Annotated in this window: 16 protein-coding genes; 6 read left to right on the plus strand and 10 right to left on the minus strand. The window is 71.3% G+C overall.

The window, feature by feature from the left end:
* Positions 1-62: 62 nt before the first annotated feature.
* From HHX30_RS43135 to HHX30_RS03745, 5 genes are all read right to left on the minus strand, one after another.
* Positions 63-785 (minus strand): tetratricopeptide repeat protein, encoded by a 723-nt coding sequence (locus HHX30_RS43135; RefSeq protein WP_169979308.1) that lies wholly within the window; start codon positions 783-785, stop codon positions 63-65.
* Between the two features lie 48 nt (positions 786-833).
* Positions 834-1,463, minus strand: a complete 630-nt coding sequence (locus HHX30_RS03730) for a hypothetical protein (protein WP_169979310.1) — start codon at positions 1,461-1,463, stop codon at positions 834-836.
* Between the two features lie 449 nt (positions 1,464-1,912).
* Entirely contained in the window at positions 1,913-2,107 is a 195-nt protein-coding gene (locus HHX30_RS03735; RefSeq protein ID WP_169979312.1) for a DUF3046 domain-containing protein, read from the minus strand.
* Between the two features lie 67 nt (positions 2,108-2,174).
* Entirely contained in the window at positions 2,175-2,663 is a 489-nt protein-coding gene (locus HHX30_RS03740; RefSeq protein WP_169979314.1) for a VOC family protein, read from the minus strand.
* A gap of 46 nt (positions 2,664-2,709) precedes the next feature.
* Positions 2,710-2,853 carry a hypothetical protein gene (locus HHX30_RS03745; RefSeq protein WP_169979316.1) on the minus strand — a complete coding sequence of 48 codons (144 nt, stop codon included), beginning with the start codon at positions 2,851-2,853 and terminating at the stop codon, positions 2,710-2,712.
* Between the two features lie 126 nt (positions 2,854-2,979).
* Between HHX30_RS03745 and HHX30_RS03750 the strand changes: the two genes are divergently transcribed.
* Positions 2,980-8,421, plus strand: coding sequence for a DEAD/DEAH box helicase (locus HHX30_RS03750; protein WP_169979318.1), 5,442 nt, complete (start codon positions 2,980-2,982; stop codon positions 8,419-8,421).
* Between the two features lie 326 nt (positions 8,422-8,747).
* Here HHX30_RS03750 and HHX30_RS03755 read toward each other — a convergent pair whose 3' ends face one another.
* Positions 8,748-10,373 (minus strand): alcohol dehydrogenase catalytic domain-containing protein, encoded by a 1,626-nt coding sequence (locus HHX30_RS03755; protein ID WP_169979320.1) that lies wholly within the window; start codon positions 10,371-10,373, stop codon positions 8,748-8,750.
* 89 nt (positions 10,374-10,462) lie between these two features.
* Here HHX30_RS03755 and HHX30_RS03760 point away from each other — a divergent pair, with 89 nt between their 5' ends.
* Positions 10,463-11,422 carry an AraC family transcriptional regulator gene (locus HHX30_RS03760; protein ID WP_169979322.1) on the plus strand — a complete coding sequence of 320 codons (960 nt, stop codon included), beginning with the start codon at positions 10,463-10,465 and terminating at the stop codon, positions 11,420-11,422.
* Between the two features lie 78 nt (positions 11,423-11,500).
* On the opposite strand, the gene HHX30_RS03765 is transcribed toward HHX30_RS03760, so the two are convergent.
* Positions 11,501-12,676 (minus strand): ROK family protein, encoded by a 1,176-nt coding sequence (locus HHX30_RS03765; protein WP_169979324.1) that lies wholly within the window; start codon positions 12,674-12,676, stop codon positions 11,501-11,503.
* 216 nt (positions 12,677-12,892) lie between these two features.
* Here HHX30_RS03765 and HHX30_RS03770 point away from each other — a divergent pair, with 216 nt between their 5' ends.
* From HHX30_RS03770 to HHX30_RS03785, 4 genes are all read left to right on the plus strand, one after another.
* On the plus strand, positions 12,893-14,224 hold the full coding sequence (locus tag HHX30_RS03770; protein WP_169979326.1) for a sugar ABC transporter substrate-binding protein: 1,332 nt from the start codon (positions 12,893-12,895) through the stop codon (positions 14,222-14,224).
* 3 nt (positions 14,225-14,227) lie between these two features.
* Positions 14,228-15,247 (plus strand): carbohydrate ABC transporter permease, encoded by a 1,020-nt coding sequence (locus HHX30_RS03775; RefSeq protein ID WP_169979328.1) that lies wholly within the window; start codon positions 14,228-14,230, stop codon positions 15,245-15,247.
* Positions 15,244-16,188, plus strand: coding sequence for a carbohydrate ABC transporter permease (locus tag HHX30_RS03780; protein ID WP_169979330.1), 945 nt, complete (start codon positions 15,244-15,246; stop codon positions 16,186-16,188). The genes HHX30_RS03775 and HHX30_RS03780 overlap by 4 nt, the downstream gene beginning before the upstream one ends.
* A gap of 119 nt (positions 16,189-16,307) precedes the next feature.
* A complete protein-coding gene (locus HHX30_RS03785; RefSeq protein ID WP_169979331.1) occupies positions 16,308-17,810 on the plus strand; it encodes a glycoside hydrolase family 3 protein in 1,503 nt (500 codons plus the stop codon).
* A gap of 98 nt (positions 17,811-17,908) precedes the next feature.
* Here HHX30_RS03785 and HHX30_RS03790 read toward each other — a convergent pair whose 3' ends face one another.
* The 3 genes from HHX30_RS03790 to HHX30_RS03800 all read right to left on the minus strand — a co-directional run bounded on the left by HHX30_RS03790 (position 17,909) and on the right by HHX30_RS03800 (position 24,831).
* Entirely contained in the window at positions 17,909-18,535 is a 627-nt protein-coding gene (locus HHX30_RS03790) for a hypothetical protein (protein ID WP_169979333.1), read from the minus strand.
* Between the two features lie 142 nt (positions 18,536-18,677).
* Positions 18,678-20,552 (minus strand): OmpL47-type beta-barrel domain-containing protein, encoded by a 1,875-nt coding sequence (locus HHX30_RS03795; RefSeq protein ID WP_211591460.1) that lies wholly within the window; start codon positions 20,550-20,552, stop codon positions 18,678-18,680.
* A 253-nt stretch (positions 20,553-20,805) separates the two neighbouring features.
* A complete protein-coding gene (locus HHX30_RS03800; protein ID WP_169979334.1) occupies positions 20,806-24,831 on the minus strand; it encodes a ThuA domain-containing protein in 4,026 nt (1,341 codons plus the stop codon).
* Positions 24,832-24,901 lie beyond the last annotated feature (70 nt).

Consider the following 24,901-nt stretch of genomic DNA (forward strand, 5'->3'; position numbering starts at 1 on the left):
GTCGTTCAAGTGGATGCCGTCGACGACGAGAGAAGACAAGAATCCGGCGCGAGCAGTGGAGATCACATGCTCCGCTCGGCCCTCTCGTTCCAGAGAGCAAGGCTGGTCCGGGTCTTCACCGTGTTGGGATGCCGTGGGCCGGATACCCGTTCACGTATCGGCAGCAGCGCCGCGAACAGATCGCGGGCCAGGGCCGGATCCCCCGCCTCCCCCGTCCAGTGGGCGAGGTTGGCCCGGACGGTCAACGTGTTGGGATGCTCCGAGCCCGACACCCGCTCACGCACCGGCAGCAGCGCCGCGAACAAGCCGAGCGCCCCGGCCGCGTCCCCCGCCTTCCCCATCCAGTAGGCCAGGTTGGTCCGGGCGATCAACGTGCCCGGATGGTGCGGGCCGAGGGTGTCGTGGAGGGCGGAGACGCGCTGCTGTTGGAAGGCCGTGGCGGCGCGGTAGTCACCGCTGGCCCGCAGGTACTCGATGACGGCGCGCATGCCGGAGGAGCCGGGGTGGAGGACGGCGCGGGCGTGCGGCAGCAGCCGGGCATAGGCGGGCCAGGAGGAGATGTTCCCGGGGTTCGACGGGAGCGCGGCGCACAGCAGGCCGGCCGCGGTGCGGCGAAGTTCCGCCTGCTCCTCGTCGGGCAGGCCGGCGAGCGTGATGGTCTGAACCAGGAGGTGGACGCTTACGGCCAGACGATCGGGAGACCGGCTGATCATGCTGTAGGAGGCCAGCAGGCCCAGGGCGTCGGCCACGCCGGGCGCGTCCGCGCCGTCCAGCCCGGCGAGCACGGTGGGGCAGGTCGTCGGGGGCGTAGCAGGCCAGCACTTGCAGCGCCCTCATGGCCAGGGCGTCGAGCCGGCCGATGCGGTCGCACGTGATGGCCCAGACGCGGCGACGACGTCCTCACCGGCTTGTACGGAGGCACGGCGGCGCGAGTCGGCACTCAGCGCCCTCAGTGGAGCGGTCCGTAGCAACGTCAGGTAAGCGGCGACGGTCATGCCGGGAGTGAGGGCGATGTAGGCGCCGGCCTGCTTGAGCGCCAGCGGCAACCCGCCCAGCTCGTGGGCGAGTTCCCCCACCGCCTCCGTCTCGCCGGCCGCCCCCGGCCCCATCAGGTGGAGAAGGAGCGTGATCGCCGCCGTGTGCGGCAGCGCGTCAAGGCGGATCACCGTGGGGGCCAGTTCCTCCCACCCGACGTCGCGGCGCGTGGTCAGCAGCACGTGCCCCGCGCCCAGCCGACCGGCCACCCGGTGGGCATCGTCGATGTCCTCGACGTTGTCGAACACCACCAGCCACCGGGCCGTGGTGCCGGACAACCAGGCCAGCGCCCACTCCGCGGCCTCCTCCGCCGGTGCCTGCCCGGCAGCCGTCGCGGCGTGCCCGCCGTGCCTGCGGCAGAGCTCGCGGCACAGGCCGGCCATGCCTGCCTGGATCCGCTCGGCGTCCTCGGCCCTCGTCCACCACACCAGGTCGTAGGCGTGCCGACGGGTCTGGGCGTACTGCAGCGCACAGCAGCATGCCGATCACGCTGGCCCGCTTGTCGAGCACGTCCACAACGCCGGTGCCGAGGTGGAGCGGATCGGCGATCAACTCCACCACCCCGGCCGCTGCCAGCAGCGCGGAGAAGACCACCCCCGCTCTCCACCATCCACGCCCACGGCGCTCTCCGGCGGGGCGGGCTGGGGAACCGGGCGCCGGCGAGGGAGTCGGGGAGGGCACGCTCCAAGAGTGCCGTCCGTGGGCGACGCCTCACCGCACCGTCATGAACCCGTTACCGCGAAACACAGCCGTGCGGCGTGCCGCGCCCCGGCGTCGACCCGGATCGCCGCCGCCTGGCGTTCGGCCCGGCGCGGCTTCGCCAGGCGGCGTGGTACGGCGGCGGGGACGAGAGGGGGCGGGGGCGCGGAGAGAGGGGTCAGCGCAGTCTGGGGTCCACGTCGACCTCCTGGCAGACGGCCTGCCAGACCTGCTTGGCCCCCACGCCCTCCGCGAGGGCCTGCTCGACCGTGCGCCCGCCGAGCCCGGCGATCACGTAGTCCTTCGCCCACGACTCCGCGTACGCCTCGCCGAAGTGGCGGCGCATCCTGTTCCAGAAGTCCGTGAGACGCATTCGTTCAGTATGACGCCGCGGCCGGGATGAGCCGTCCCGGCCGCGGCGGCGTCCCCGCGGGAGACGGCTACATCACGCGGCTGCCGTACATCTCGCCGAGCGGGTCGGCGAGCAGCTCCAGCCGGGCTCCGTCCGGGTCCCGGAAGTAGATCGAGCTGCCGCTCTCCACCTGGTACGGCACACCGGCGGCGTCGAGCTTGCCGCGCAGGCGCTCCCACGTCTCCCGCTCCACCGAGATCGCGATGTGGTGGAGCCCCCCGAGGACCTCCTTGTACGGCTCCAGGTCGAGGCCCGGCAGATCGAAGAACGCCAGCAGGTTGCCGTTGCCGATGTCGAAGAAGAAGTGGTTGGACCCGCGGTAGTCGCGGTTCTCGAAGATCTCGGTCAGCGGGAACTCGAGGAGCTCGTGGTAGAAGCGGATCGTCCGCTCGACGTCTGACGAGATCAGTGCGAAGTGGTGCAGGCCCCTCGCGCTGCTGGCGGCGCGGCGCTCGCTCAGGTAGCGCTCGCGGATCCGCGAGCGCTCCGCCTCTATGGCCGCGTAGTCGATTCTCATACTGGGGAAGATTGTCCCGAGCGTGGCGTGTCATGCCAGTCCGGCGTCAGGGAAGCAGCCATTTTCGCCAGCCGATCCACTCCGCACGCTCCGCACGCAGCGCCTCGTACCGGACCCGGCGGGCCTGGCGGGCCTGATAAGCCTGATGGGCGAGGTCCTGCCGGTCGGTGCGGATTCTCCTGGCGAACATGTCGTGTTCCCTCCGTCGTGAATAGGGTCGCGTCGTACGGGGATCAGCCTGGCGGGGCCGGCTTGCCCCGCACTTGCCTCTCACCTGGCGGTGGGATGACTCGCGGCGTTTTCTGTCGGTGGCGCGATGCATGATGGGCAGGTGGGTTCGCTCGACGGCTTCAGCCCGGTGACCAGGCATTGGTTCACCGGCGCCTTCGCGACGCCGACCGCCGCTCAGGAGGGCGCGTGGTCGTCGATCGCGCGGGGCGACAACACGCTCGTGGTCGCACCCACCGGGTCGGGAAAGACGCTCGCGGCCTTCCTGTGGGCCATCGACCGCCTCGCCGTCGAGCACACGGCGAGCCCTTCCGCGCCGGCGGACACGGCGGCGGACGCCGCGACGAGCACGGCGGCGGGCACGGCGGCGGACATGGCGGCGCGGCAGGAGCGCCACGGCGGGTCCGATGCGGGGCGGCCAGGCGAGCGGCACAGCGAGCGGCCGGGTGGCCGACGTGGCGCACGACGCGGCCGGAAGGCGGACGGGGAGCCGCCCCGGCCGTGCCGGGTCGTGTACGTCTCACCGTTGAAGGCGCTCGCGGTCGACGTCGAGCGGAACCTGCGGGCCCCGCTCACCGGCATCCGGCAGACGGCGCTGCGGATGGGGCTGCCCGCGCCCGACATCTCGGTGGCCATCCGCTCCGGAGACACCGCGGCCGAGGACCGGCGCCGGTTCGCCGCGCGGCCCTCCGACATCCTGATCACGACGCCCGAGTCCCTGTTCCTGATCCTCACCTCGCAGGCGCGCGAGGCGCTGCGCGGCGTGCAGACCGTGATCGTGGACGAGGTCCACGCCGTCGCGGGGACCAAGCGCGGGGCACACCTCGCGCTGACGCTGGAGCGGCTCGACGCCCTGCTGCCCGCTCCGGCCCAGCGCATCGGGCTGTCGGCGACCGTACGGCCGGTGGAGGAGGTGGCGACGTTCCTCGGCGGGACCCGCACGGCCACGGTCGTGCAGCCGCCCTCCGAGAAGGTCATCGAGGTCGACGTCGTGGTCCCGGTGGAGGACATGACCGAGCTCGCGCCGCCTCCGCCCGGCGCGGACGGCGAGTCGCCGGAGCACCGCAGGAGCATTTGGCCGCATGTGGAGGAGCACCTTCTCGACCTGATCGAGGCCCATCGGTCCACGATCGTCTTCGCCAATTCGCGGCGGCTGTCGGAGCGCCTGTGCACCCGGCTCAACGAGCTCGCCTGGGAGCGACGGTCCGCACCCGCGCGGAGCGAGGATCAGGGCGCGGGGGATCCGGCCCACTGGTCGGAGGCCTTCGAGGAGTTGCACGCGCAGTGGTCGGACCGGCGCGACCTGCTCGACGCCCCGCGCACGGACACCGGACAGACCGACGCCTCGCCGCCGGATTCGCGGCTCACGGACACCGAGCGCGTGACCACCTCGCCGCCGGACGGCCGGCGCCTGGACGACGAGCATGACGAGCAGGACAAGGCCGGGCGGCCGGACGAGCCACGGCCGGATGCCCGGCTCGCGCAGGTCCAGCGCGGGGACGGACGCGCGGAGGCCTGGCGGGGCGGCCCGGCCGCCATGCCGTCGGAGTACATGGCGCAGGCGGGGGTCTCGGGCGGCGCGATGCCCGAGGTGGTGCGGGCGCACCACGGCTCCGTCTCGAAGGAGGAGCGGTCCCAGATCGAGGAGGCGCTGAAGTCGGGCCGCCTGCCCGCGGTGGTCGCGACCTCCAGCCTGGAACTCGGCATCGACATGGGCTCGGTCGACCTGGTCGCCTGCGTCGAGGCGCCGCCCAGCGTGGCCAGCGGGCTGCAGCGCATCGGCCGCGCCGGGCACCAGGTCGGGGCCGTGTCCCGGGGCGTCATCTTCCCGAAGTACCGGGGAGACCTGGTCCAGACGGCCGTCGTGGCCGAGCGCATGCGGGCGGGGCGGATCGAGGAGATCCGCTATCCGCGCAACCCCCTCGACGTGCTGGCCCAGCAGATCGTCGCGATGACCGCGCTCGACGAGTGGACGGTCGACTCGCTGGAGGCGGTGGTGCGCAGGGCCGCGCCGTACGCCACGCTGCCGCGCGGCGCGCTGGAGGCGACGCTCGACATGCTCGCCGGGCGCTACCCGAGCGAGGAGTTCGCCGAGCTGCGGCCGCGGATCGTGTGGGACCGGGTGACCGGCACCCTCCAGGGCCGCCCCGGGGCCCAGCGCCTGGCGGTGACGAACGGGGGCACCATCCCCGACCGCGGACTGTTCGGCGTGTTCCTGGTGGGCGACAAGGCGTCGCGCGTGGGCGAGCTGGACGAGGAGATGGTCTACGAGTCCCGCGTCGGCGACGTGTTCGTGCTGGGCGCGACCTCGTGGCGCATCGAGGACATCACCGCCGACCGGGTCCTGGTCTCCCCCGCGCCCGGGCAGCCGGGCAAGCTGCCCTTCTGGCACGGAGACGCGCCGGGCCGCCCAGCCGAGCTGGGCCGCGCGATCGGCGCGTTCCTCCGCGAGCTGTCGGCGGCGGGGGCGGGCGGCCGGGGCGACGCGGCGAAGGCGCTCGGGCGGATCCGCGCGGCGGGTCTCGACGACTACGCCGCAGGCAACCTGCTCGCCTACCTGACCGAGCAGCGGGAGGCGACGGGCTATGTGCCCGACGACCGCACGCTCGTGGTCGAGCGGTTCCGCGACGAGCTGGGCGACTGGCGCGTGGTGATCCACTCCCCCTTCGGCGCGCGGGTCCACGCCCCCTGGGCGTTCGCCATCGGGCGGCGGCTGCGCGAGCGGTACGGCGTCGACGTCCAGGCCGTCCACTCCGACGACGGCATCGTGCTGCGCGTGCCCGACACCTTCGAGGAGGCGCCGACCGACGTCGCGGTCTTCGACGCCGAGGAGATCGAGCAGGTCGTGGTCGAGGAGCTGGGCGGCTCGGCCCTGTTCGCCTCCCGGTTCCGTGAGTGCGCCGGGCGGGCCCTCCTGCTGCCCCGCCGTTCACCCGGCAGGCGCAGCCCGCTGTGGCAGCAGCGCCAGCGGGCGGCCCACCTGCTCGGCGTCGCGAGCAAGTACGCCGGGTTCCCGGTGGTGCTGGAGACGATGCGCGAGTGCCTGCAGGACGTCTTCGACGTGCCCGGCCTCGTGGACCTCATGCGGGACGTGGCAGCCCGCCGGGTGCGGGTGGTCGAGGTCGAGACCGCGCAGGCGTCCCCGTTCGCGGCGTCGCTGCTGTTCAACTACATCGGCGCGTTCATGTACGAGGGTGACGCGCCGCTGGCCGAGCGGCGGGCGCAGGCGCTCGCCCTCGACACCGCGCTCCTCGCCGAGCTCATGGGACAGGCCGACCTGCGGGAGTTGCTCGACCCGGATGTCGTGGCCGAGACCGAGCGGGAGCTGGCACGGCTGGACAGGCCGTTGCGTGACGCCGAGGACCTCGCCGACCTGCTGCGCTCGCACGGCCCGCTGCTCGCCCAGGACGTCTCGATCCGCGAGGGCGACCCCTCCTGGCTCGCCGGTCTGGAGCGGGCGCGCCGGGCCATCCGGGTGCGCGTGGCGGGTCTCGAGCAATGGGCCGCCGTCGAGGACGCCTGGCGCCTGCGCGACGCGCTCGGAGTGCCGCTGCCGGTGGGCGTTCCCCACGAGTTCCTCGAAGCGCCGCTCGCAGGCGGGCCCGGCGGACCGGGCGGCACGCACGCCGCCCCCGATCCGCTCGGCGACCTGGTCGCACGGCACGCGCGCACCCGTGGGCCGTTCTCCTCCGGCACGGCCGCCGCGCGCTTCGGCGTAGGCGTCGCGGTGGTGAACGACGCGCTGCGCCGTCTCTCGGCGGCGGGCAGGGTGGTCTCGGGCGAGTTCCGCCCCGGAGGCCGGGGCGAGGAGTGGTGCGACGCCGGAGTGCTGCGGCTGCTGCGGCGCCGGTCGCTGGCGCGGCTCCGCAAGGAGGTCGAACCGGTCCCCCCGGAGACGCTGGCGGCGTTCCTGCCCGCGTGGCACGGCATCGCCTCGCAGAGCGTCAGGCCGACCGGCGGCGGGCCGGGCGGGAACGGCGGCAGGCCCGGGCTCGCGGGGTCCGAGGGGGGGCACGCGGGTCCTGCGCGACAGGAGGGCCACGGCTCCGCGCGAGCCATGGACGCTCTGATCACGGCGATCGAACGATTGCAGGGTGCGGCGGTTCCCGCTTCCGCGCTGGAGTCGCTGGTGCTGCCGGCGCGGGTGCCCGGATACAGCGCCGCCCTGCTCGACGAGCTGACCTCGTCCGGCGAGGTCGTCTGGGCGGGCCAGGGTTCGCTGCCCGGCGGCGACGGATGGGTCGGCCTCTACTTCGCCGACACCGCGCCCCTGCTGCTTCCCACGCCATCGGAGATCACCATGACTCCGCTGCACGAGCAGATCCTGGAGATCCTCGGCGGGGGCGGTGCGCTGTTCTTCCGTGAGCTGTCCAACCGCATCGCGGCGGCGGCGCTCGGCGAGGGCACGGCGCCGTCGGGCCCGGACGCCGCCGCGGCCCGCCGGGCCAGGATCCTCGGCCGCGTCACCGGCCCCACGGGGACGACCGCCGCGCAGCCCGGCACCACGACGCAACCCGGCACCACGACGCAACCCGGCACCACGACGCAACCCGGCACCACGACGCAACCCGGCACCACGACGCAACCCGGCACCACGACGCAACCCGGCACCACGACGCAACCCGGCGCCGCCGGCACGGCGGTGAGCGCCGCCGCCGCGGTGCCGGACGACATGACGCTCGCGGCGGCGCTGTGGGACCTCGTCTGGTCGGGCCGGGTCACCGGCGACACGCTCGCCCCGCTGCGCTCGACGCTGGGCACCGGACGGCCCGCGCATCGCCCGGCCGCGACCAGGCGCCGGCGCGCCGTGCTGCCGACGAGAAGCGGCCCGCCGACCGTGAGCGGCCGATGGTGGCTGCTGCCCGCGCCGTCGGCCGACGCCACCCAGCGGGCCCACGCGCAGGCCGAAGTCCTGCTGGAACGGCACGGCGTGCTGACCAGGGGCGGCATCACCGCCGAGCGCCTGCCCGGCGGGTTCTCCGCCGTCTACCAGGTGCTGCGCGCCTTCGAGGAGAGCGGCCGGTGCCGGCGGGGCTACTTCGTCGAGGGTCTGGGCGCCGCCCAGTTCGCCCTCCCGGGCGCGGTCGACCGCATGCGCGCCATGTCGTCCACACGTCCCGCTCCGGCCGAGGACCTGTGGTCGGTCCCCGCCCCGCCGCCGCCCCGCCGTGCGGTCGTGCTCGCGGCGACCGACCCCGCCAACCCGTACGGCGCGGCCCTGCCCTGGCCGGACCGTACGGACGACGTGAGCCACAAACCGGGCCGCAAGGCCGGTGCGCTGGTGGTGCTCGTGGAGGGCGCACTGATCCTCTACGTCGAACGCGGCGGGAAGACCCTGCTCTCGTTCGGGTCCGAGGAGGACCTGCGGCCCGCCGTGCAGGCCCTGGCCGTGGCGGTGAAGGGGGGAGCTCTGGGGAAGCTGACGGTAGAGCGGGCCGACGGCACCGCCATCACCGACTCCCCGCTCGCGGCGGCGCTCGAAGCCGCCGGCTTCCACCCCACTCCCCGCGGCCTGCGCATCCGCACCTGAGCAGTTCGCGTCCAGCGGGGCGGAGCCGCGGCCACACCTACGCGTGCGCCGGTCATCCACGCGCCGTGTCCCGCACCACTCGGCAGGCGTGCCCCTCGGAGCCTGGAGCGCCGCGCTCACCAAGCAGCGCTCACCCCGCAGCGCTGACCCGTCCGCGCCGCGCTCACCAGGCCGCACTCACCCCGCTGCACCGCACTCACCCCGCAGCGCTGACCCGCCCGCGCCGCACTCACCCCGCAGCGCTTGCCCCGCAGCGCTTGCCCGCCGCGCCGCGCAGGCCGAATCATGGAGAGCGCCGGAGCGCCGGAGCGCCGGCCGACGTCTGACTAGCGCCGGGCCTCCAGCGTCAGTACGACTTTTCCGCGGACGAGGCCGCGCTCGGCTTCGCGGTGCAGGTCCGCCAGGGACTCCAGCGGGCGGACGTCCGCCTCGACGTCCACCAGGCCCTTGTCGATCAGCGCCACGAGCTCGGTCAATTGGTCCGGGTCGTTGCGGGCCACGAACTGGACGGCGCGCGGATGCACGATCGGCTGGGTGATCGAGACGAATTCCTCGGCCAGCTCCGTCACCGAGGAGGGCAGGTCGGGCACCAGGTTGATCAGCACGTCGTTGCCGCCCGGCAGGGCGGCGGTGGTGTAGTCGACGACCTCGTCGGCGCCCAGCGCCCGCACGGCGGCGGCGCTGCGCGGGCTCGCGGTGGCCACCACATGCGCACCCGCGACCTTGGCCAGTTGCACGGCGAACAGCCCGACACCGCCACCGGCGCCGTTGATCAGCACCCGGCTGCCGCGGCCGATGCGGGCATGCTCGAAGACCGCCTGCCACGCGGTGAGCCCGGCCACGGGCACGGCGGCCGCGTGCGCCAGCGGAATCCGCTCCGGCGCCCTGGCCAGCACGCTCGCCCTCGCGACCGCGTACTCGGCCGCGGCCCCGTCGATGAGCCCGATCACCCGGTCGCCGGGGGCGAGGTCACCCGCCCCGGTGACCACCGTGCCCGCCACGTCCCAGCCGAGCGTGTGCGGCAGCGTGACGCCGAGCACGTCCTTCAGCAGGCCCATCCGCAGGCCGGCCTCCGACGGGTTGAACGACGTGGCGGTCACCCTGATGAGCACCTCGCCCGGCCCGGGCTTAGGCACCGGCACCTCCTCCAGCGAGATCACCGAGGCGTCGCCGTACTCGTGGATGCGGGCGGCCCGCATGGTGCCGAGGAAGTCCGCGGCGTGCTCGCTCGCCCACGTCTCGAATGTGCCGGCGGGCGCTCCGGTGACCTCCTCCACGGTCCCGGTGACCGGGCCGGGCTCGGCCATACCGCGCAGCATCGCGTCCACGGCCGGCGCGGGCCACCCGAGCCCGAGCAGCCGTGGTCTGGCCTCCTCCGGAGACTCCTCCTCCCAGCGCACCGGCCGGCCGATCGCGGCGCCGATCGTCCGCGCCTGCTCCCGTCGGGTCAGCGGCCGGGGTCCGGTCAGCGTGTAAACCGCGCCGTGGTGTCCTTCGCCGAGCAGCGCGCGCACCGCGACGGCCGCCACGTCCCGTTCGTGGACGGGTGCGGAGGCCACGTCGCCGTACGGCTGCCGCACGACGCCCGCACGGACCTGGTCGGCCCACCGCAGGGTGTTGGCCGCGAACGCGTGCGGGCGCAGCACCGTCCACTCCCCGGCGGTCGCGGCGATCAGGCGCTCGATCTCGACCTCGTGCGGGCGCGCGGCGGCCGAGGACAGGTAGACCACCCGCCGCGCCCCGATCAGCTCCAGCACCTCGCGGATGCCCTCGGCCGAGGCGAACGGCCACAGCAGGAACACCGCGTCGACACCGTCGAGAGCCGATTCCAGCGCGACCGGATCGGTCAGCTGCCTCGTCACCGTGCGGACGTCGGCGCCCGCCTCTTCGAGTTGGCTCACCAGGGGACGGCCGATCGTGCCGGTCGCCCCGCTGACCAGTACTTTTGTCATACCGTCGACCTTAGGAGCCATAAGTGAGGCGTCCAATGCGCTTCTGTCTGCGATTCATACGCGATCATCTTCCGCAGTAGACTCACACTGTGGACGTGCTGAGCGACGTCGTCGCCTTCATGCGCATGGGCGTGCCCCGTTCGGCGCGTGTCGAGTGGCCCGTGCCGTGGGGGCAGCGGTTCCCGTCGGCGCCCGGCTCGGCGGGTTTCCAGGTCGTGCTGCAGGGCTCGTGCTGGGCGATCCCGCCGGAGGGCGAACCGATCCCGGTCGGGACGGGCGACGTGCTGTTCTTCCCTCACGGGCACGGCTACGCGCTCGCCGACTCGCCCGCCGGCCCCATCGCGGAGCCCGACTGCGACCCCTATGCCCACGCCGAGCTGTTCGCCTCGGCCTCCGTGGAAGGCGCCGGGCCCGTCACCGTGACGCTCTGCGGCGGCTACCAGCTCGACTCCACCCGGGCGCATCCGCTGCTCGCAGGGCTGCCCGCGATGATCCACCTGCCCGCCAGGCTGGGCCACAACACCGAGCTGCGCGCCGCCGTCGAGCTGCTCGGCAGAGAGATCGCCGATCCACGGCCAGGCGCGGACCTGGTGGTCCCGGCGCTGCTGGACACGCTGCTGCTGTACATCCTGCGCGCCTGGTTCGACGTCTCGATGGAGCACTGCAGGGGCGATGGCTGGGCCGCGGCGCTGGCCGATCCGGCCATCAGCGCCGCACTCGAGGGCATCCACCGCGACCCGGCTCACCCGTGGACGGTGGAGTCCCTCGGCCGTCGCGCGGGGCTGTCCCGCGCGGCGTTCTCCCGCCGGTTCACCCAGCTCGTCGGGCAGCCGCCGCTGACCTATCTGACGTGGTGGCGGCTCGGCACGGCCGCGCGCATGCTGCGCGACTCCGACGCCACGCTGAGCGAAATCGCCGGCGCGGTCGGCTACGGCTCGGAGTTCGCCTTCGCCAATGCGTTCAAGCGCGAGTACGGCACGGCCCCCGGCAGATACCGCCGCCTGGGCTGCCCCTCTTCAGGACGACCAGGGCAGGGCAGCTCGCCGTAGGCGGCCTCGTGCTCGGCGCGGGATGGCGAGGCGCGCACGGCGGCCGCGCTGGACCGGGGCCGCACGATCGGCTCATCGTCAAACCGTGTCCGAGAAGACCTCTTCACGCGCTCGGTCCAGTGCCGCGACGATCGCACCCATGAGAACGGGATTGCCCTCCACTCCGGTCGCCACCACTGTGGGGCGGCTCGGGCACACCCGGGCCACCGCCTCCTCGACGCGCTCCGCGAGGTGGACCCCGCCGGCCCTGCCCACGTCACCGCCGAGCACGACGAGTCCCGGGTCGAGGACCACGGCGACCGCCGCGACCCCGACCGCGAGCCGCCCGGCCAGGTCCTCGACGAAAGCCTCGTTGCCGGCGTCGATGGCCGCATGGACCAGACCGGCCACCCCGGGGTCCCGGACGTCCGCGGCGGCGACGCCGTGCGCGCGGGCCAGGTTCCGCAGCGCCTCTCCTCCGACGAGGCGCTGGAAGGAGCCGGTCTGCGGCGCGGTGACCGCGCTCGGCAGCGGCTCCCCGGGGACGGGCAGCCAGCCGATCTCGCCCGCGCCGCCGGTGATGCCGCGGTGCAGCCGGCCGCCGAGCATGACGCCGAGGCCCTGGCCCACGCCCGTCCAGAGGATCACGAAGTCGTCGGCGCCCCGCGCGGCGCCGTACGTCTGCTCGGCGAGGGCCGCCAGGTTGACGTCGTTCTCGATGATCACGCATTCGCCGAGCAGGGTGCGCAGCCCGGCCAGGATGCCGACGTGCCAGGTGGGCAGGTCGACCGAGTAACGCACGTCGCCGGTGACCGGGTCGACCACTCCGCGCGTGCCGATGACGAAGCAGCGCAGCCGGGCCAGTTCTATCCCGGCGGTCCCGCAGGCACGCTGGACGGCCTCGTGGACGATGCGCACGGGATCGCGGGCCTCGGTCGGGTCCACGGTCACCTGGGCGACGACCATGCCGGTGATGTCGGCGACCGCGGCCGTGACGCTGTCCGGCAGCACCTCCAGGCCGGCGACGTACGCACTGGAGGGGTTGACCCCGTACAGCGCGGCGTTGGGGCCGCGTCCGCCGGGGCGCTCCCCCGCGGCCGCGACCAGCCCGCGCGTCTCCAGCCGGGCCAGAAGCTGGCCGGATGTGACCTTGGACAGCCCGGTAAGCTCTCCCAACTCGGCCCTGGTGAGCGGGCCCCTGGAGATGAGGAGTTCCAGTGCCGCGCGGTCGTTGATCTGCCGAAGCAGCCGAGGCGTACCCGGTCGTTGAGGCACCGGCAGGTTCCCCTCTCGTCACGATCCGCTAACGCGGTCTTTTTTATAAGAAAGTTTCTTGTTAGTTTATCGCCTGCCAGCCCGGAGGCAACCGATCAGCCTCGGGACGCCATGAGCGCCGACCGAAAGGAGAGCGCCTTCCAGCAGGTGAGCGGCCCGCCGACACCCCCCATGAGGCGCACCCCCGACGCGAAGCCGGGAAGGGAGAGACCCACCGTGAAGATCGCTAAGATCGCGGCCGCGACCACCGCGACCGCCGCCCTGGCCCTGGGACTTGCCGCTTGCGGAAGCGACGACTCCGGAAGCACGACCGCTCCGGCGGCCTCCGCGGCCGCCAGCGGCCCCAAGTTCGCCGGCCAGACTCTTACCGTGTGGCGACTCGGTGCCCCCACCGACGTCTTCACCAAGTACATGGACGACCTGAACGCCGCGTTCAAGGAGAAGACGGGCGCCGAGGCGAAGGTCCAGTGGGTTCCCTGGCCCGACGCCCAGAAGAAGTGGACCACCGCGCTCGCCGGCGGCGAGGGCCCGGACGTGACCGAGTTCGGCAACGACCAGGTCGCCGCGTGGGTGGCGCAGGACGCGCTCGCGGACATCACCGACGCCGTCAAGAACGACTCCGAGCTCCAGCAGATCCCGCAGAACCTGTGGAGCTACGAGACGATCGACGACAAGGTCTACGCCGTGCCGTGGGGCGGCGGCACCCGCGCGGTGCTGTACCGCAAGGACTGGTTCGACAAGCTCGGCATCGAGGTCCCGAAGACCTGGGACGACCTGCGGGCCGCGGCCAAGAAGATCGTGGACGGGCAGGGCAAGGACGTGGACGGCTTCGCCTTCAACGGCGGCTCCGACGCGAACATGTCCCTGTCGCCGTTCGTCTGGTCCGCCGGCGGCGACTTCGCCACGTTCGAGGGCGGCAAGTGGGTGGGCCAGCTCACCCAGCCGGGCTTCAAGGAGGGCTTCCAGTTCTACACGGACCTGGTCGCCAAGGACGGCGTGTCCGGCAAGGGCCGCCTGACCCAGAACTCGGTCGACATCGCCCAGCGCTTCGCCGCCGGCAAGGTCGGCATGTACGTCACCGGCGGATGGGACATCGCCGCCATCAAGGAGCAGAGCAAGGGCAAGGTCGACGAGTCGAAGATGGGCTTCTTCTCGCTGCCCGCCAAGGACGGCTCCGGCCCGGCCCCGGCCTTCCAGGGCGGCAACGACATCGCCGTCTGGAAGGACGCCAAGAACCCCGAGCTCGCCCTCGAGTACGTCAAGCTCGCCGCGGGCAAGGAGTTCGGCGTCCGGTACGCCAAGGAGGGCGGCCTGCTCCCGCTCTACCCCGACGCGCTCGCGGAGATGGGCGGCGACCCCGCCCAGAAGCCGTTCACGGACACCTTCAAGGTCGCCAAGGGCTTCCCGGCCAGCCCCAACTGGGCGGAGGCCAACGACACCAAGGCCGTGCTGCAGAACGCGGCGCGTGAGGTGATCGAGGGTAAGAAGAGCGTCGACCAGGCTCTCACGGACGCGAACACCGAGCTTGAGACGATCCTCAACCAGTAGATCATGACTCAGACGTCAACCCTCGCCCGGGGCGGAGCCGACACCTCCGCCCCGTCGCGGCGCAGTCGCAAGCGGACGCGCCGATCGGGGCTCTCCCCGAAGGCCGTTCCGTACGTCCTGCTCCTGCCGGGCTTCCTGGTCATCGCGGTGCTGCTGCTCTACCCGATGTACCAGATGGTCGAGATGTCCTTCCACAAGGTCGGGCTCCGGCAGATCAAGGCCATCAATCCCGCGCCGGCCGAGTTCGTCGGCCTGGACAACTACGAGAGCGTCCTCGGCTCGCCGCTGTTCTGGTCGTCGCTGCGCAACACGGTGATCTTCGCCCTCGTCACCGTCGCGCTGACACTCGTCCTCGGCACGCTGGTCGGCCTGCTGCTGAACAAGCTCGGCCGCAAGATGTCCACGTTCGTGGTCGTCGGCATCATGGCCGCCTGGGCGACCCCGCCCACCGCGCAGGCCATCGTCTGGAAGTGGCTGTTCGACTCGGACGCCGGCGTCGCCAACTGGATGCTGAACCTGCTGCCCGACTGGCTGTCGCAGCTGCTGTTCGGCCGCTCGGACTGGAGCGGCCAGCCCTGGTTCAACGACACCTCCACGCTCTACTTCGTGCTCATCGTCGCCGTGGTGTGGGCGTCGTTCCCGTTCATCGCGGTGTCGGTCCTCGCCGGTCTGAAGAGCATCCCGTCGGAGCTGTACGAGGCGGCGAAGATGGACGGCTCGAGCGCGGTCAGCACGTTCAGGAGGATCACCTTCCCGCTGCTCAAGCCGGTGTTCTCGGTGCTGGTCGTGCTGTCGATCATCTGGGACTTCAAGGTCTTCACCCAGCTCTACCTGCTGGCGGGCGGCACCACGAACCGGGACGCGTTCAACCTGTCGCTGTGGAGCTACGCCGAGGCGTTCGGCGGCAGTGCGCCGAAGCTGGGGCTCGGGGCCGCCATCGCGGTCGTGCTGACCGTGATCCTGCTGCTGATCACCCTCGTCTACGTCCGGCAGATCGTGAAGACGGAGGACGACATCCGATGAGCCCGCTGACCCGCAACAAGCCCGGCCGGGTCCCGCCCAACGCGCCCAGAGTCGTGGTGCTCCTCTTCGCGGTCCTCCCGGTTCGCTGGAGGATCACGCCTTTCAAGCCCTGGCTCGCCCGGGTCTCGCTGAACGCGGCCGGGGTCGCGGTGTTCCTCTTCGCGGTCTTCCCCGTCTACTGGATGGTCGCCACGGCCTTCAAGCCGAACGACCAGATCTTCACCACGAGCTTCATCCCGTTCCCCAGCCCGCCGTCGATGGACCACGTGCAGCGGGTCTTCACCAAGGGCGTGGGCGAGCTTCCCATCTGGCAGTACCTGCTCAACAGCGCGATCGTGGCGCTCAGCGCCGTCGTGCTCGGCGCGGTCTTCGCGCTGCTGGCGGCGACCGCGGTGGCGCGGTTCCGCTTCCGCTTCCGCACCTCGTTCCTGATCCTGCTGCTGATCGTGCAGATGGTGCCGGCCGAGGCGCTGCTGATCCCGCTGTTCACCATGGTCAAGCGGATCGGCCTGTACGACCAGCTGCTCGGCCTGATCGTCATCAACGTCGGCCTGACGCTGCCGTTCTCCGTCTGGATGCTGCGCACGTTCGTCGCGGCCGTCCCGAAGGAGCTGGAGGAGGCGTCCTGGATCGACGGCGCCGGCCGGTTCACCACCTTCTGGAGGGTGCTGTTCCCGCTGGTCGCGCCGGGCCTGGTGGCGACGAGCATCTTCGCCTTCATCACCACCTGGAACGAGTTCGTGTTCGCCCTGACCCTGATCAACGACCAGGGCAAGTACACGATGCCGGTCGCCCTGAAGTTCTTCGTCGGCCAGCGGTCGACCGACTGGGGCGGCATCATGGCCGCCTCGACCTTGATGACCATCCCGGTCCTCGTCTTCTTCCTGCTGGTCCAGCGACGGATGGTCTCCGGTCTCGTCGCGGGCGCGGTCAAGGGATAACCCCGCCGCCACTGGCACCTCCCCCTCGTACGGCCGCCTGTACGCCACCGCGCCCGGTGGCCGTACAGGCCGTGCCCGCGCGCCCTCACCCTCACTGTCACCTAAGGAGCCGAGACACCATGTCCGCCACCCGCGACCCCCTTGCGGGGGCCGCCGACCTGTCCACGCGTACCGGCGACCCGGGCCTGCACCGGCTCGCGGCGGGCGCACTGCTGATCTCGTTCCGGGGCACGACCGCGCCGGACTGGGTCACGCGCGGCCTGGAGGACGGCCTGGGCGGCGTCTGCCTCTTCGGATCCAATGTCGCCGGCGGCGAGCAGGTCGCCGCGCTCGTCGCCCGCCTGAACCAGGCGGGACGCCCGATCGTCTCCCTGGACGAGGAGGGCGGCGACGTCACCCGGCTGGCCTACCACACCGGGAGCGCCTACCCGGGCAACGCGGCGCTCGGCGCGGTCGACGACGTGAACCTGACCGAGCGGGTCTACCGCGCGATGGCCGCCGACCTCGTGCGCTGCGGGGTGAACCTCGACATGGGCCCCGTGGCCGACGTCAACACCGCCGACGACAATCCGATCATCGGCACCCGGTCGTTCGGCTCCTCGCCCGGCCTCGTGGCGCGGCACACGGTCGCCGCCGTACGCGGCCTGCAGTCGGCGGGGATCGCCGCCTGCGTCAAGCACTTCCCCGGCCACGGCGCCACCCATCAGGACTCCCACCTGGAGATCCCGATCGTGGACGCCTCCCTCGACCTGCTCAGGGAGCGTGAGCTCGTCCCCTTCCGCGCGGCCATCGAGGCCGGAGCAAAGTCGATCATGACGGCCCACGTGGCGGTCCCCGCGCTGACCGGAGAGCAGCCCGCCACACTCAGCGGGGAGGCGCTCACCCGGCTGCTGCGCCGCGAGCTGGGCTACGACGGTGTCGTGCTGACCGACGCCCTCGACATGCACGCGATCAGCCGGAGCGTGGGGCTCGCGGAGGGCGCGGTGCTGGCCCTGGCGGCGGGCGCCGACATGCTGTGCCTCGGGCCGCTGCCCACGCCCGAGGACGTGCGGCACATGGTGGCCCACATCGTGGACGCCGTCGCCGAGGGCAGGCTCGCGGCCGAGCGGCTGGAGGAGGCGGCCGCGCGGGTGGAACGGCTGCGCGACTGGTTCGAGGCCTCACGCACCAAGGTGGCGGAGGACGACGTCGCCGGTCTCGACGCCGCCCGCCGCGCCGTGTCGCTCACGGGCTCGGCGGGGCCGCTGGTCGATCCGTTCGTGGTCGAGGTCGACACGCCGCCGACGATCGCGGTGGGCGAGGTGCCCTGGGGCGTCGCGCCGTGGCTGCCGCAGGCCGAGATCGTCCGGGTCACGCCGGCGGAGGCCGACGCCGGGGCGCTGCTCGGCCGGGCCCGCGACCGCTCGCTGATCGTGATCGTCAAGGACGCCCACCGGCACCCGGCCAGCCGGGACCTGGTCTCCGCGCTGCTCGCCGCCCGCCCGGACGCCGTCGTGGTGGAGATGGGCCTGCCGATCTGGCGGCCCGGCGCCGGGGCCTACATCGCGACGTACGGCGCGGCCCGCGCCAACGCCCAGGCCGCGGTGGAACTGCTGAGCGGTGGTCCCTTGGCGGTCGGGTAGCCGTCGCCGGCGTCGATCGCGGGTGGCCGTCCGGGACGCGCGCCAGACTCGCACACGTCCCGGACGTCCACACCGGGCGATGGGTTCCTGCCGCCGGTTCAGGACTGGTTGAACAGCGAAAGGGTCAGGGTGGAGTGGTATTCGCCGGCGGCGACGTCGACGGAGGTGCGCAGGGCGAGGTCGGCGTTGACCTGCGAGGTGCCGATCTCGTCGGCGGAGTTGGCGGTCGAGACCAGCAGCTCCTGGCCCTCCAGACCCACGGCGGGGGCTCCGGTGCCGTCGGAGACGACACTGGAGACCGGCTCACCGGCCGACACCGCGCCGGTGGAGGAGTCGCTCAGCAGACGCGGCTTCCAGCCCAGGTATTCGGGGCCGATGGTCTTGGCCGGGTCGTCGGAGGCGACGAACCGGCTCGCCTGGCCCACGACCGCCCAGTACTCGCCGGCGGGGATCTCCTCGGGGGTGCGGGTGTCGGTCACCGTGACCGTCGGCAGGGTGCCGGTGAACTGGCGGGCGGCGGCGTCGGAGCCGTTCTCCTGCAGGGACACCCCGTTGTTGTCGGCCACGGTCATCGACAGCTGACCGGGAGTGGTCGTGGGCTCGATGTTCACCGACACGTCGATGCCGCTGCCGGGGTCGTCGGCCAGCGCGGGAGTGGCCACGCCGACACCGGCGAGCGCGAAGCCGAGCACCGACGCGGCGAGCGCGGTCCTGGGGATTCTCATGTGATCGCTCCATGCATGGGGGGCGGGGCCGACCGGCTCACCGGCCGGCCCCTGTTCACTGCGTTCCTGCGGCGGCGTCCTTAGCGCGTACATCGCGGTCACCGCCGGTGCGGTCAGCGGCAGCTGACCGCCGTTGAACAGCTCAGCCGCAGCTGATCGCGTTGTAGTCGGCCTCGTAGGACGAGGTGACCTTCTTGCCGTCGATGAACGAGGTCCCCGTGACAGTCACCTTGCCCGCGTCGATCTGCTTGGCCCGGGTGTTGAAGGACTGGTAGGCCTGCTTGCCCGGGGCCACGTCGGCCACCGTCTTGGTGCCGAACGGGGTGTTCAGCTCGATCGTGGCCGGGACGTCGCCGTCGTTGACGGCCGTGACCGCCAGGTACGCCGACGTGCCGATGCAGCGGGACGCGGCGGTGACGGTCAGCGGCGTCTTGGCGGTCGGCGGCGCCACGACGACCGTGAACGTGGCGGTGGCGACGTCGGAGGTGTTGCCCGCCTTGTCGGTGGCCCGGTAGCTGACGGTGTGCTCTCCGGGCTGGTCGATCACGAGCGGCTTGGTGTACAGCGCGAACGGCTGCCCGTCGGCCGAGTATTCGATCGTGTCCACGCCGGAGCCGGAGTCGGTCGCGGTGATCGTCAGCGTGGCGGAGCCGACGTAGTTCCAGGCCCAGTCCATGCTGCCGGTGAGCTGCGCCGACACCGTCGGCGGGGTGGTGTCGTCCTGCTTCGGCGCCACCACGGTGAAGGTCACCGACCCCGCCTCCGAGGCATTGCCGGCCTTGTCGGCGGCCCGGTACCGCACCGTGTGCTTGCCGAGCTGGTTCACCGACACCGGAGCCGTGTAGGCCTGGAACGCCCCATCGTCCAGCGAGTACTCCACCTTGTCCACACCGGACTCGGTGTCGGCCGCCGTGATCGTCACCGTGGCGGAGCTCACGTAGTTGCCGTCGGCGTCCTTGGTGCCCGACACCGACGCCGACACCGTCGGCGGAGTGGTGTCCTTCGGCCCCGAGTCCGCGACCGTGAAGGTCACCGATTCGACGTTGGAGGTGTTGCCGGCCTTGTCGGTGGCCCGGTAGCTCACGGTGTGCTTGCCCGGCTGGTTCACCTCGAGCGCCTTGGTGTACAGCGCGAACGGCTGCCCGTCGATCGAGTACTCGGTCGTGTCCACCCCGGACTCGCTGTCGGTCGCCGTGATCGTGACGGTGGCGGAGCCGACGTAGTTGCCGTCGGTGTCCTTGTCACCCGTCACCTGCGCCGACACCTGCGGCGCGGTCTTGTCCTGGGCCGGCGGCGCGACCACCTTGAACGACACCGACGCCACGGCCGAGGCGTTGCCCGCCTTGTCGGTCGCCCGGTACTGCACCGTGTGGGAGCCCACCTGGTTCACCGACACGGGAGCCGAGTACGTCGTGAACGCCCCGCCGTCCAGGGCGTACTCCACCTTGTCCACACCCGACTCGCTGTCGGTCGCCGATACCGTGACCGTCGCGGAACCGACGTAGTTGCCGTCGACGTCCTTCTCGCCCGACACGTTGGCCGACACCTGCGGTGCGGTCGTGTCGGTGGGGCCGCCGGCGGTGACCACGAGCTCGCCGACCATCTCCCCATGACCGGGGATGGCACAGAAGTACCGGTACTTTCCGGGGGTGAGGTTCACCTGAACCTCGTGCCTGCCCCCGTTCGTGTCGAAGGGGCTGGCGATGATGTTGACGTTGACGTCGTGGTTGTAGCCGGGGGTGGAGGCGTCGAACGTCAGCGTGTGAGTCATCCCGAAGGTGTTGCCGGTCGCCGGACTGGTCTCGAAGATGATCGTCGCAGGGCCGGCCGTCGCGGTGGTCGGCGCGGACTTGAACGCGGTGTAGCTGTTGTCGGCGGTCCAGAGAAGCACCTGCGCCGCCGCCTGGTTGATCTTCTGGCTCTGGCTCTGGCTCTGGTTCTGGCTCTGGCTCTGGGCTGAGGCACCGACCGGCAGCCACAACATCGGCAGTGCCACAGCCAACATCACCACGGCCATGCGTCGCACCGTGGCGGGGGTTCTGATTGCCCTCCGCAAACTCCTGAGGAGGGCGGGAAGAGATCCTATGTGCATTAATCTGCACCTCTCATGATCTGAGGCGTAGGTCGACGGAGGTCGCGCTCCGGCCGGAGTTATTCGAGCTGGAGTCACTTTGAGCTGGGGTCACTCGGATGGGGGTGCCGGGCTAGGGGGTTTCCCTCGCCCGGCACCGACCGAATTATCGACCTTGGTCGTGTTCGGCGAACAGTCTCTAGAGCTCCCGGACCCGGATGTCGCGGAACTCGGCCAGGTCGTTGTTGCCGTGGTTCTGCAACCCGACGAACCCGCTGATGAACTGGCGCAGGTCCGTGTCCGGGTCGCCGCTACGGGACGACTTCTTGCCCGGAACGTTGTCGAACTCGTTGATCACCACGCCGTTGCGGATGATCGTGTAGTGCTGTCCGACCGCGCGGATCTCGTAGTCGTTCCACACGTTCTTCGGCGTCGGCTTGGCCTTGTCCAGGCCGACCGGCGCGAAGTTGTAGACCGAGCCGGTCTTCTGGACCTCGCCCGTGTCACCGTCGTAGATCTGGATCTCGTGGCCACAGTAGATCGCGACCCATGCGAGGGACGTACGAGCCGACCCGACCGTGCCGCAACTGCCGGTGGGACGCTTGTCCAGCGGAGTCGTCAGGTTGGGGAACCGAACGAAGACACCAGTGTTGGCGCGGCCCGTCCCGGGCGCGATGTCACGGAACTTCAGCCTCAGCGAGAAGTCGGCGTACGCCTTCTTCGAGTACCACAGCATGCCCAGACCGCCGGACGTACGCATCGAACCGTCGGGCTGCAGGTTGAACTGCCCGGACGGCGCCATACTCCAGCCCTGGAAGGACTGCGGGGTCCCGTCGAAGATGGTCTCGTAGCCGTTGATCTTGCCGATGTCGGACTGGCCCGCCGCCTTGCTGATCGCGGAGGACTCCTTGTCGTCGATGATCCCGTCCGTGCGGAGCTGGCTCAGCACATCGTTGAGGCTGGCCACGAACTTGTCGTGGCTCGGCCACTGGCGCTCGTCGTCGATCAGGTCGTTGATCGTGCAGCCGCCGCCGACCGCACGGTTGGCCACACCGGTGTCGGTGTCCAGCAGCATGACCGTCGGCCGGGCGTCGGGCGCCGGGCAACCGATGGTGACGTCGATCTGCCCGGTCGTCACCTCGCCGTCGGCGTAGGTGACCTTCAGCTTCGCCTTGTAGTCACCGAACTTGGCGTAGGTGTGCGTCGGGTTGGCCTCCGTCGACGTGGCACCGTCGCCGAAGTCCCACTCCCACTTCACGCCGCCGGCCTTGGTGTTGGAGAACGCGATCGTCTTCGGGGTGCTCTCCCGGACCGGCCGCCAGGCGGCCTTGCTCGGGTTCGGCGTCGCCGGGCCACCCTGGTAGGTGATCCGGATCAGCTTCTGGTTGTTGTGGAGGCTGAAGAAGCCGCCGGCGTAGTCGAGCATGTAGAGCGCGCCGTCCGGACCGAACTTGGCGTCCATCCAGGACTGGAGCTGGGTGCCGCCGCTGCCGCCCCTGATGATCTGCCGCAGGTCCTCGGCGAAGGCCGGCGGGCCCTGCTCCGGGACCGTCTTCGGGTCGACGGTCACGGCGATGCGGTTGTTGGCGTTGGACTGGTCACCGATGAGCCACTTGTTGTCCCAGTACGCCGGCCACGCGACGCCGCTGTCGGTGTCGACCTCGGAGCGGTGGTAGGTCGGTCCGGACATGATCGCCTGGCCGCCGCCGCTGAGGTAGGGCTGGGTGAGGGTCTCGTCGCCCAGCTTGTAGGTCGGCAGGCCGCTGTCGTCGGTCCGCTTCGGGTAGACCGGGCCACCGCCCTGCGGCGAGTACCAGATCATGTTGGTGCTGGCCGGCGGGATGTCGACCAGACCGGTGTTGCGCGGCGACTCGTTCTTCAGGTTGTCGCAGTCGTACCAGCCGGCGGGCTGGCTGGCGTCGACGTTGCTGCGGTCCCGGTAGGGCTGCTTGTTGCCCATGCAGTACGGCCAGCCCTGGTTGCTCGCCTTGGTGAGGATCGTCGCGGTCTCGTACTTCGCGGGCCCCCAGGTCTCACTCGGGGCACCGGCGTCCGGACCGACCCATCCGGCGGTCAACCAGTCGTTCTTGTTGTCCCACTGGAGCCGCGCGATGTTGCGGACACCCATGGTGAAGATCTCGGGACGGGTCTTGCCGCCGCCCTCTTCCTTGCCCGTGAACAGGTTGCCCTCGGGGATCGTGTACGTCCCGTCCGGCTCCGGGTGGATCCGGATGATCTTACCGTTCAGGTCGTTGGTGTTGCCGGAGGTCCGGCGGGCGTCCTGGAACGAGATGCCCTTGTAGTCCTGGGTCCAGTTGTTCCCGGAGTAACCGCTCGAGCCACCCGATGAGTTGCTGTCACCGGAACCGACGTAGAGGTTGCCCTCCTTGTCGAAGGCCATGCCGCCACCCGCGTGGCAGCAGCTGTGGATCTGGGTGTCCCACTGCAGCAGGTCCTTGCGGGTGCCCTGGTCGATCGTCTCGTTCTCGAGGTCGTAGGTGAACCGAGAGATCGTCCGCTTGCCGATCCGCTTGTCCCTGTCGATCGACTCGTGCGGCATCCAGTAGACGTAGATCCAGCCGTTCTGCTGGAACTTGGGGTCGGGGACGATGCCGAGGAGGCCTTCCTCGTTCTTGACCAGCTCGTCACCGCTGCCGCGGTTTCCCATCACGGCGAGCGTGGTGAGGAGCTTGACCTGCTTGGTCTTCGGGTCCCACTGGTGGATCGTGCCACAGCCGAGGCCGACCTTGGGGTCGTTCCAGTTGGGGATCGGGCCGGTGGGGCAGGCCGCCTTGCCGACGTAGAAGACCTTGCCGTCGGGGGCGACGGTCAGGCCGTGCGGCTCACCGATCTGGTCGAGCTGGCCCGACTTGTTCTGCTGGGTCAGCCGCTCGGTCACGTAGTTCGACCCGATGGTCGCCTGGCAGTCACCGCGGACCAGGCCGGCTGCCCACTTGATGGCGCCGCCGAGGTGGCTCTGGAACTGCTTGTCGCCGGTGTAGCTCGCCTCGGTGCCACCCATGCCGGTGTAGAACGACCGGCCACCGTCGTAGTCACGGCACCAGGAGATCGGGTGGAACGGGCCGTTGCCGTTCAGGCCGGCCTTGTAGAACCGCTCCTCGACCTGCGCGACCGTGTGGACCTTGCCGAGCGGGTTGGGGGCCCAGTTCATCCACTGGTCGGAGCGCTTGACGGTGACCGGCAGCCCCTCGTTGGCCGGGTGCCGGCGGTCGGTGAAGTCGACCTGCGCCTCCTGCACCTGGGTCTCCGGCGGCGGACCGGCCTCGGGGCCGAACAGCCGCAGCTCGGCCAGCTGGGTCAGCGGCTCACCGCTGTTCGCGGTGATGTCCAGCTTGTACCACAGGTAGGCCGTGCTGTTCTCGAACTTGTATTCCTTGGTCTGGAACCGCTGCGGGAAGGTCTCATTGGACCGCCTGTCCAGGTCGACCCAGGTCTGCCCGTCCTGCGAGCCCTTCAGCGTCCAGTTCTTCGGGTCACGGCCGTCGAAGTCGTTCGCCGAGGTCAGCGCGTAGTGCCCGACCACGACCGGCTTCTCCAGCCGCACCTCGACCCACCCGGTGTTCGCGCGGGTCAGCCACTTGGTGTTGTTGTTTCCGTCGACCAGCTGGGCCTTGCCCTCGTTCGGCGCGTTCTCCCCGCTGGCCCTGATCTCGACGACCTTCTCCGCCGGGGGGATGCTTCCGGCGGCGCGGGTGCCGACCAGCTCGGTGAACCAGGCCGAGTCCGCCTGCGCGCGAACGGCATCGTGGACGCCGACGAAACCGCCGCCGTTCCTGATGAAGGTCTGGAACGCGCCCTCCTGCGCGGCGTTCAGCGTCACGCCCTTGGCCGACAGGAACACCACACCGCGGTAACGCGCGAGGTTGCTGGAGGTGAAGACGGCCGGGTCCTCGGACACCTCGACGGAGAAGCCGTTGTCCTTGCCCAGCTCCTTGACGGCCTCCGCGGCCTTGTCGACCGGATCGTCCTGTTGCTTGGCCGGACCGTGGAACACCAGAACGGTGACCGACTTGTCGGCGTCCTGCTCAGAAGGGGTGGAGTCGGCCTGCGCCTGCAGGGCGGGGAACGCCAGGGCGGATGCGGTCTGCGCCTGCGCGGCGGGGACCGTCGCCAGTCCCAGCGTCAGGGCGGCGGTGGTCGCCGTGATCAGTGCACGGCGCCAGGCTGGTGGTCGAGGGTGTACGAGCAGGTCTCTGCGACCCATCGTTCGCTCCTTCGGGTTGGGGGGTTGGATCAGCACCTTGCGGAGGTCGCTCGGTCGACCGTGGCGGCGA

This window comes from Microbispora sp. H10836 (assembly GCF_012999525.1).
Taxonomy (GTDB): Bacteria; Actinomycetota; Actinomycetes; order Streptosporangiales; family Streptosporangiaceae; genus Microbispora.

Excerpts from the sequence above, each read along its gene's own strand:
- HHX30_RS03745 (WP_169979316.1), bottom strand. The coding sequence starts at position 2,853 with ATGTTCGCCAGGAGAATCCGCACCGACCGGCAGGACCTCGCCCATCAG.
- HHX30_RS03800 (WP_169979334.1), bottom strand. The coding sequence starts at position 24,831 with ATGGGTCGCAGAGACCTGCTCGTACACCCTCGACCACCAGCCTGGCGC.
- HHX30_RS03780 (WP_169979330.1), top strand. The coding sequence starts at position 15,244 with ATGAGCCCGCTGACCCGCAACAAGCCCGGCCGGGTCCCGCCCAACGCG.
- HHX30_RS03795 (WP_211591460.1), bottom strand. The coding sequence starts at position 20,552 with ATGGCCGTGGTGATGTTGGCTGTGGCACTGCCGATGTTGTGGCTGCCG.
- HHX30_RS03785 (WP_169979331.1), top strand. The coding sequence starts at position 16,308 with ATGTCCGCCACCCGCGACCCCCTTGCGGGGGCCGCCGACCTGTCCACG.
- HHX30_RS03755 (WP_169979320.1), bottom strand. The coding sequence starts at position 10,373 with ATGACAAAAGTACTGGTCAGCGGGGCGACCGGCACGATCGGCCGTCCC.
- HHX30_RS03740 (WP_169979314.1), bottom strand. The coding sequence starts at position 2,663 with ATGAGAATCGACTACGCGGCCATAGAGGCGGAGCGCTCGCGGATCCGC.
- HHX30_RS03750 (WP_169979318.1), top strand. The coding sequence starts at position 2,980 with ATGCATGATGGGCAGGTGGGTTCGCTCGACGGCTTCAGCCCGGTGACC.
- HHX30_RS03775 (WP_169979328.1), top strand. The coding sequence starts at position 14,228 with ATGACTCAGACGTCAACCCTCGCCCGGGGCGGAGCCGACACCTCCGCC.
- HHX30_RS03790 (WP_169979333.1), bottom strand. The coding sequence starts at position 18,535 with ATGAGAATCCCCAGGACCGCGCTCGCCGCGTCGGTGCTCGGCTTCGCG.
- HHX30_RS03735 (WP_169979312.1), bottom strand. The coding sequence starts at position 2,107 with ATGCGTCTCACGGACTTCTGGAACAGGATGCGCCGCCACTTCGGCGAG.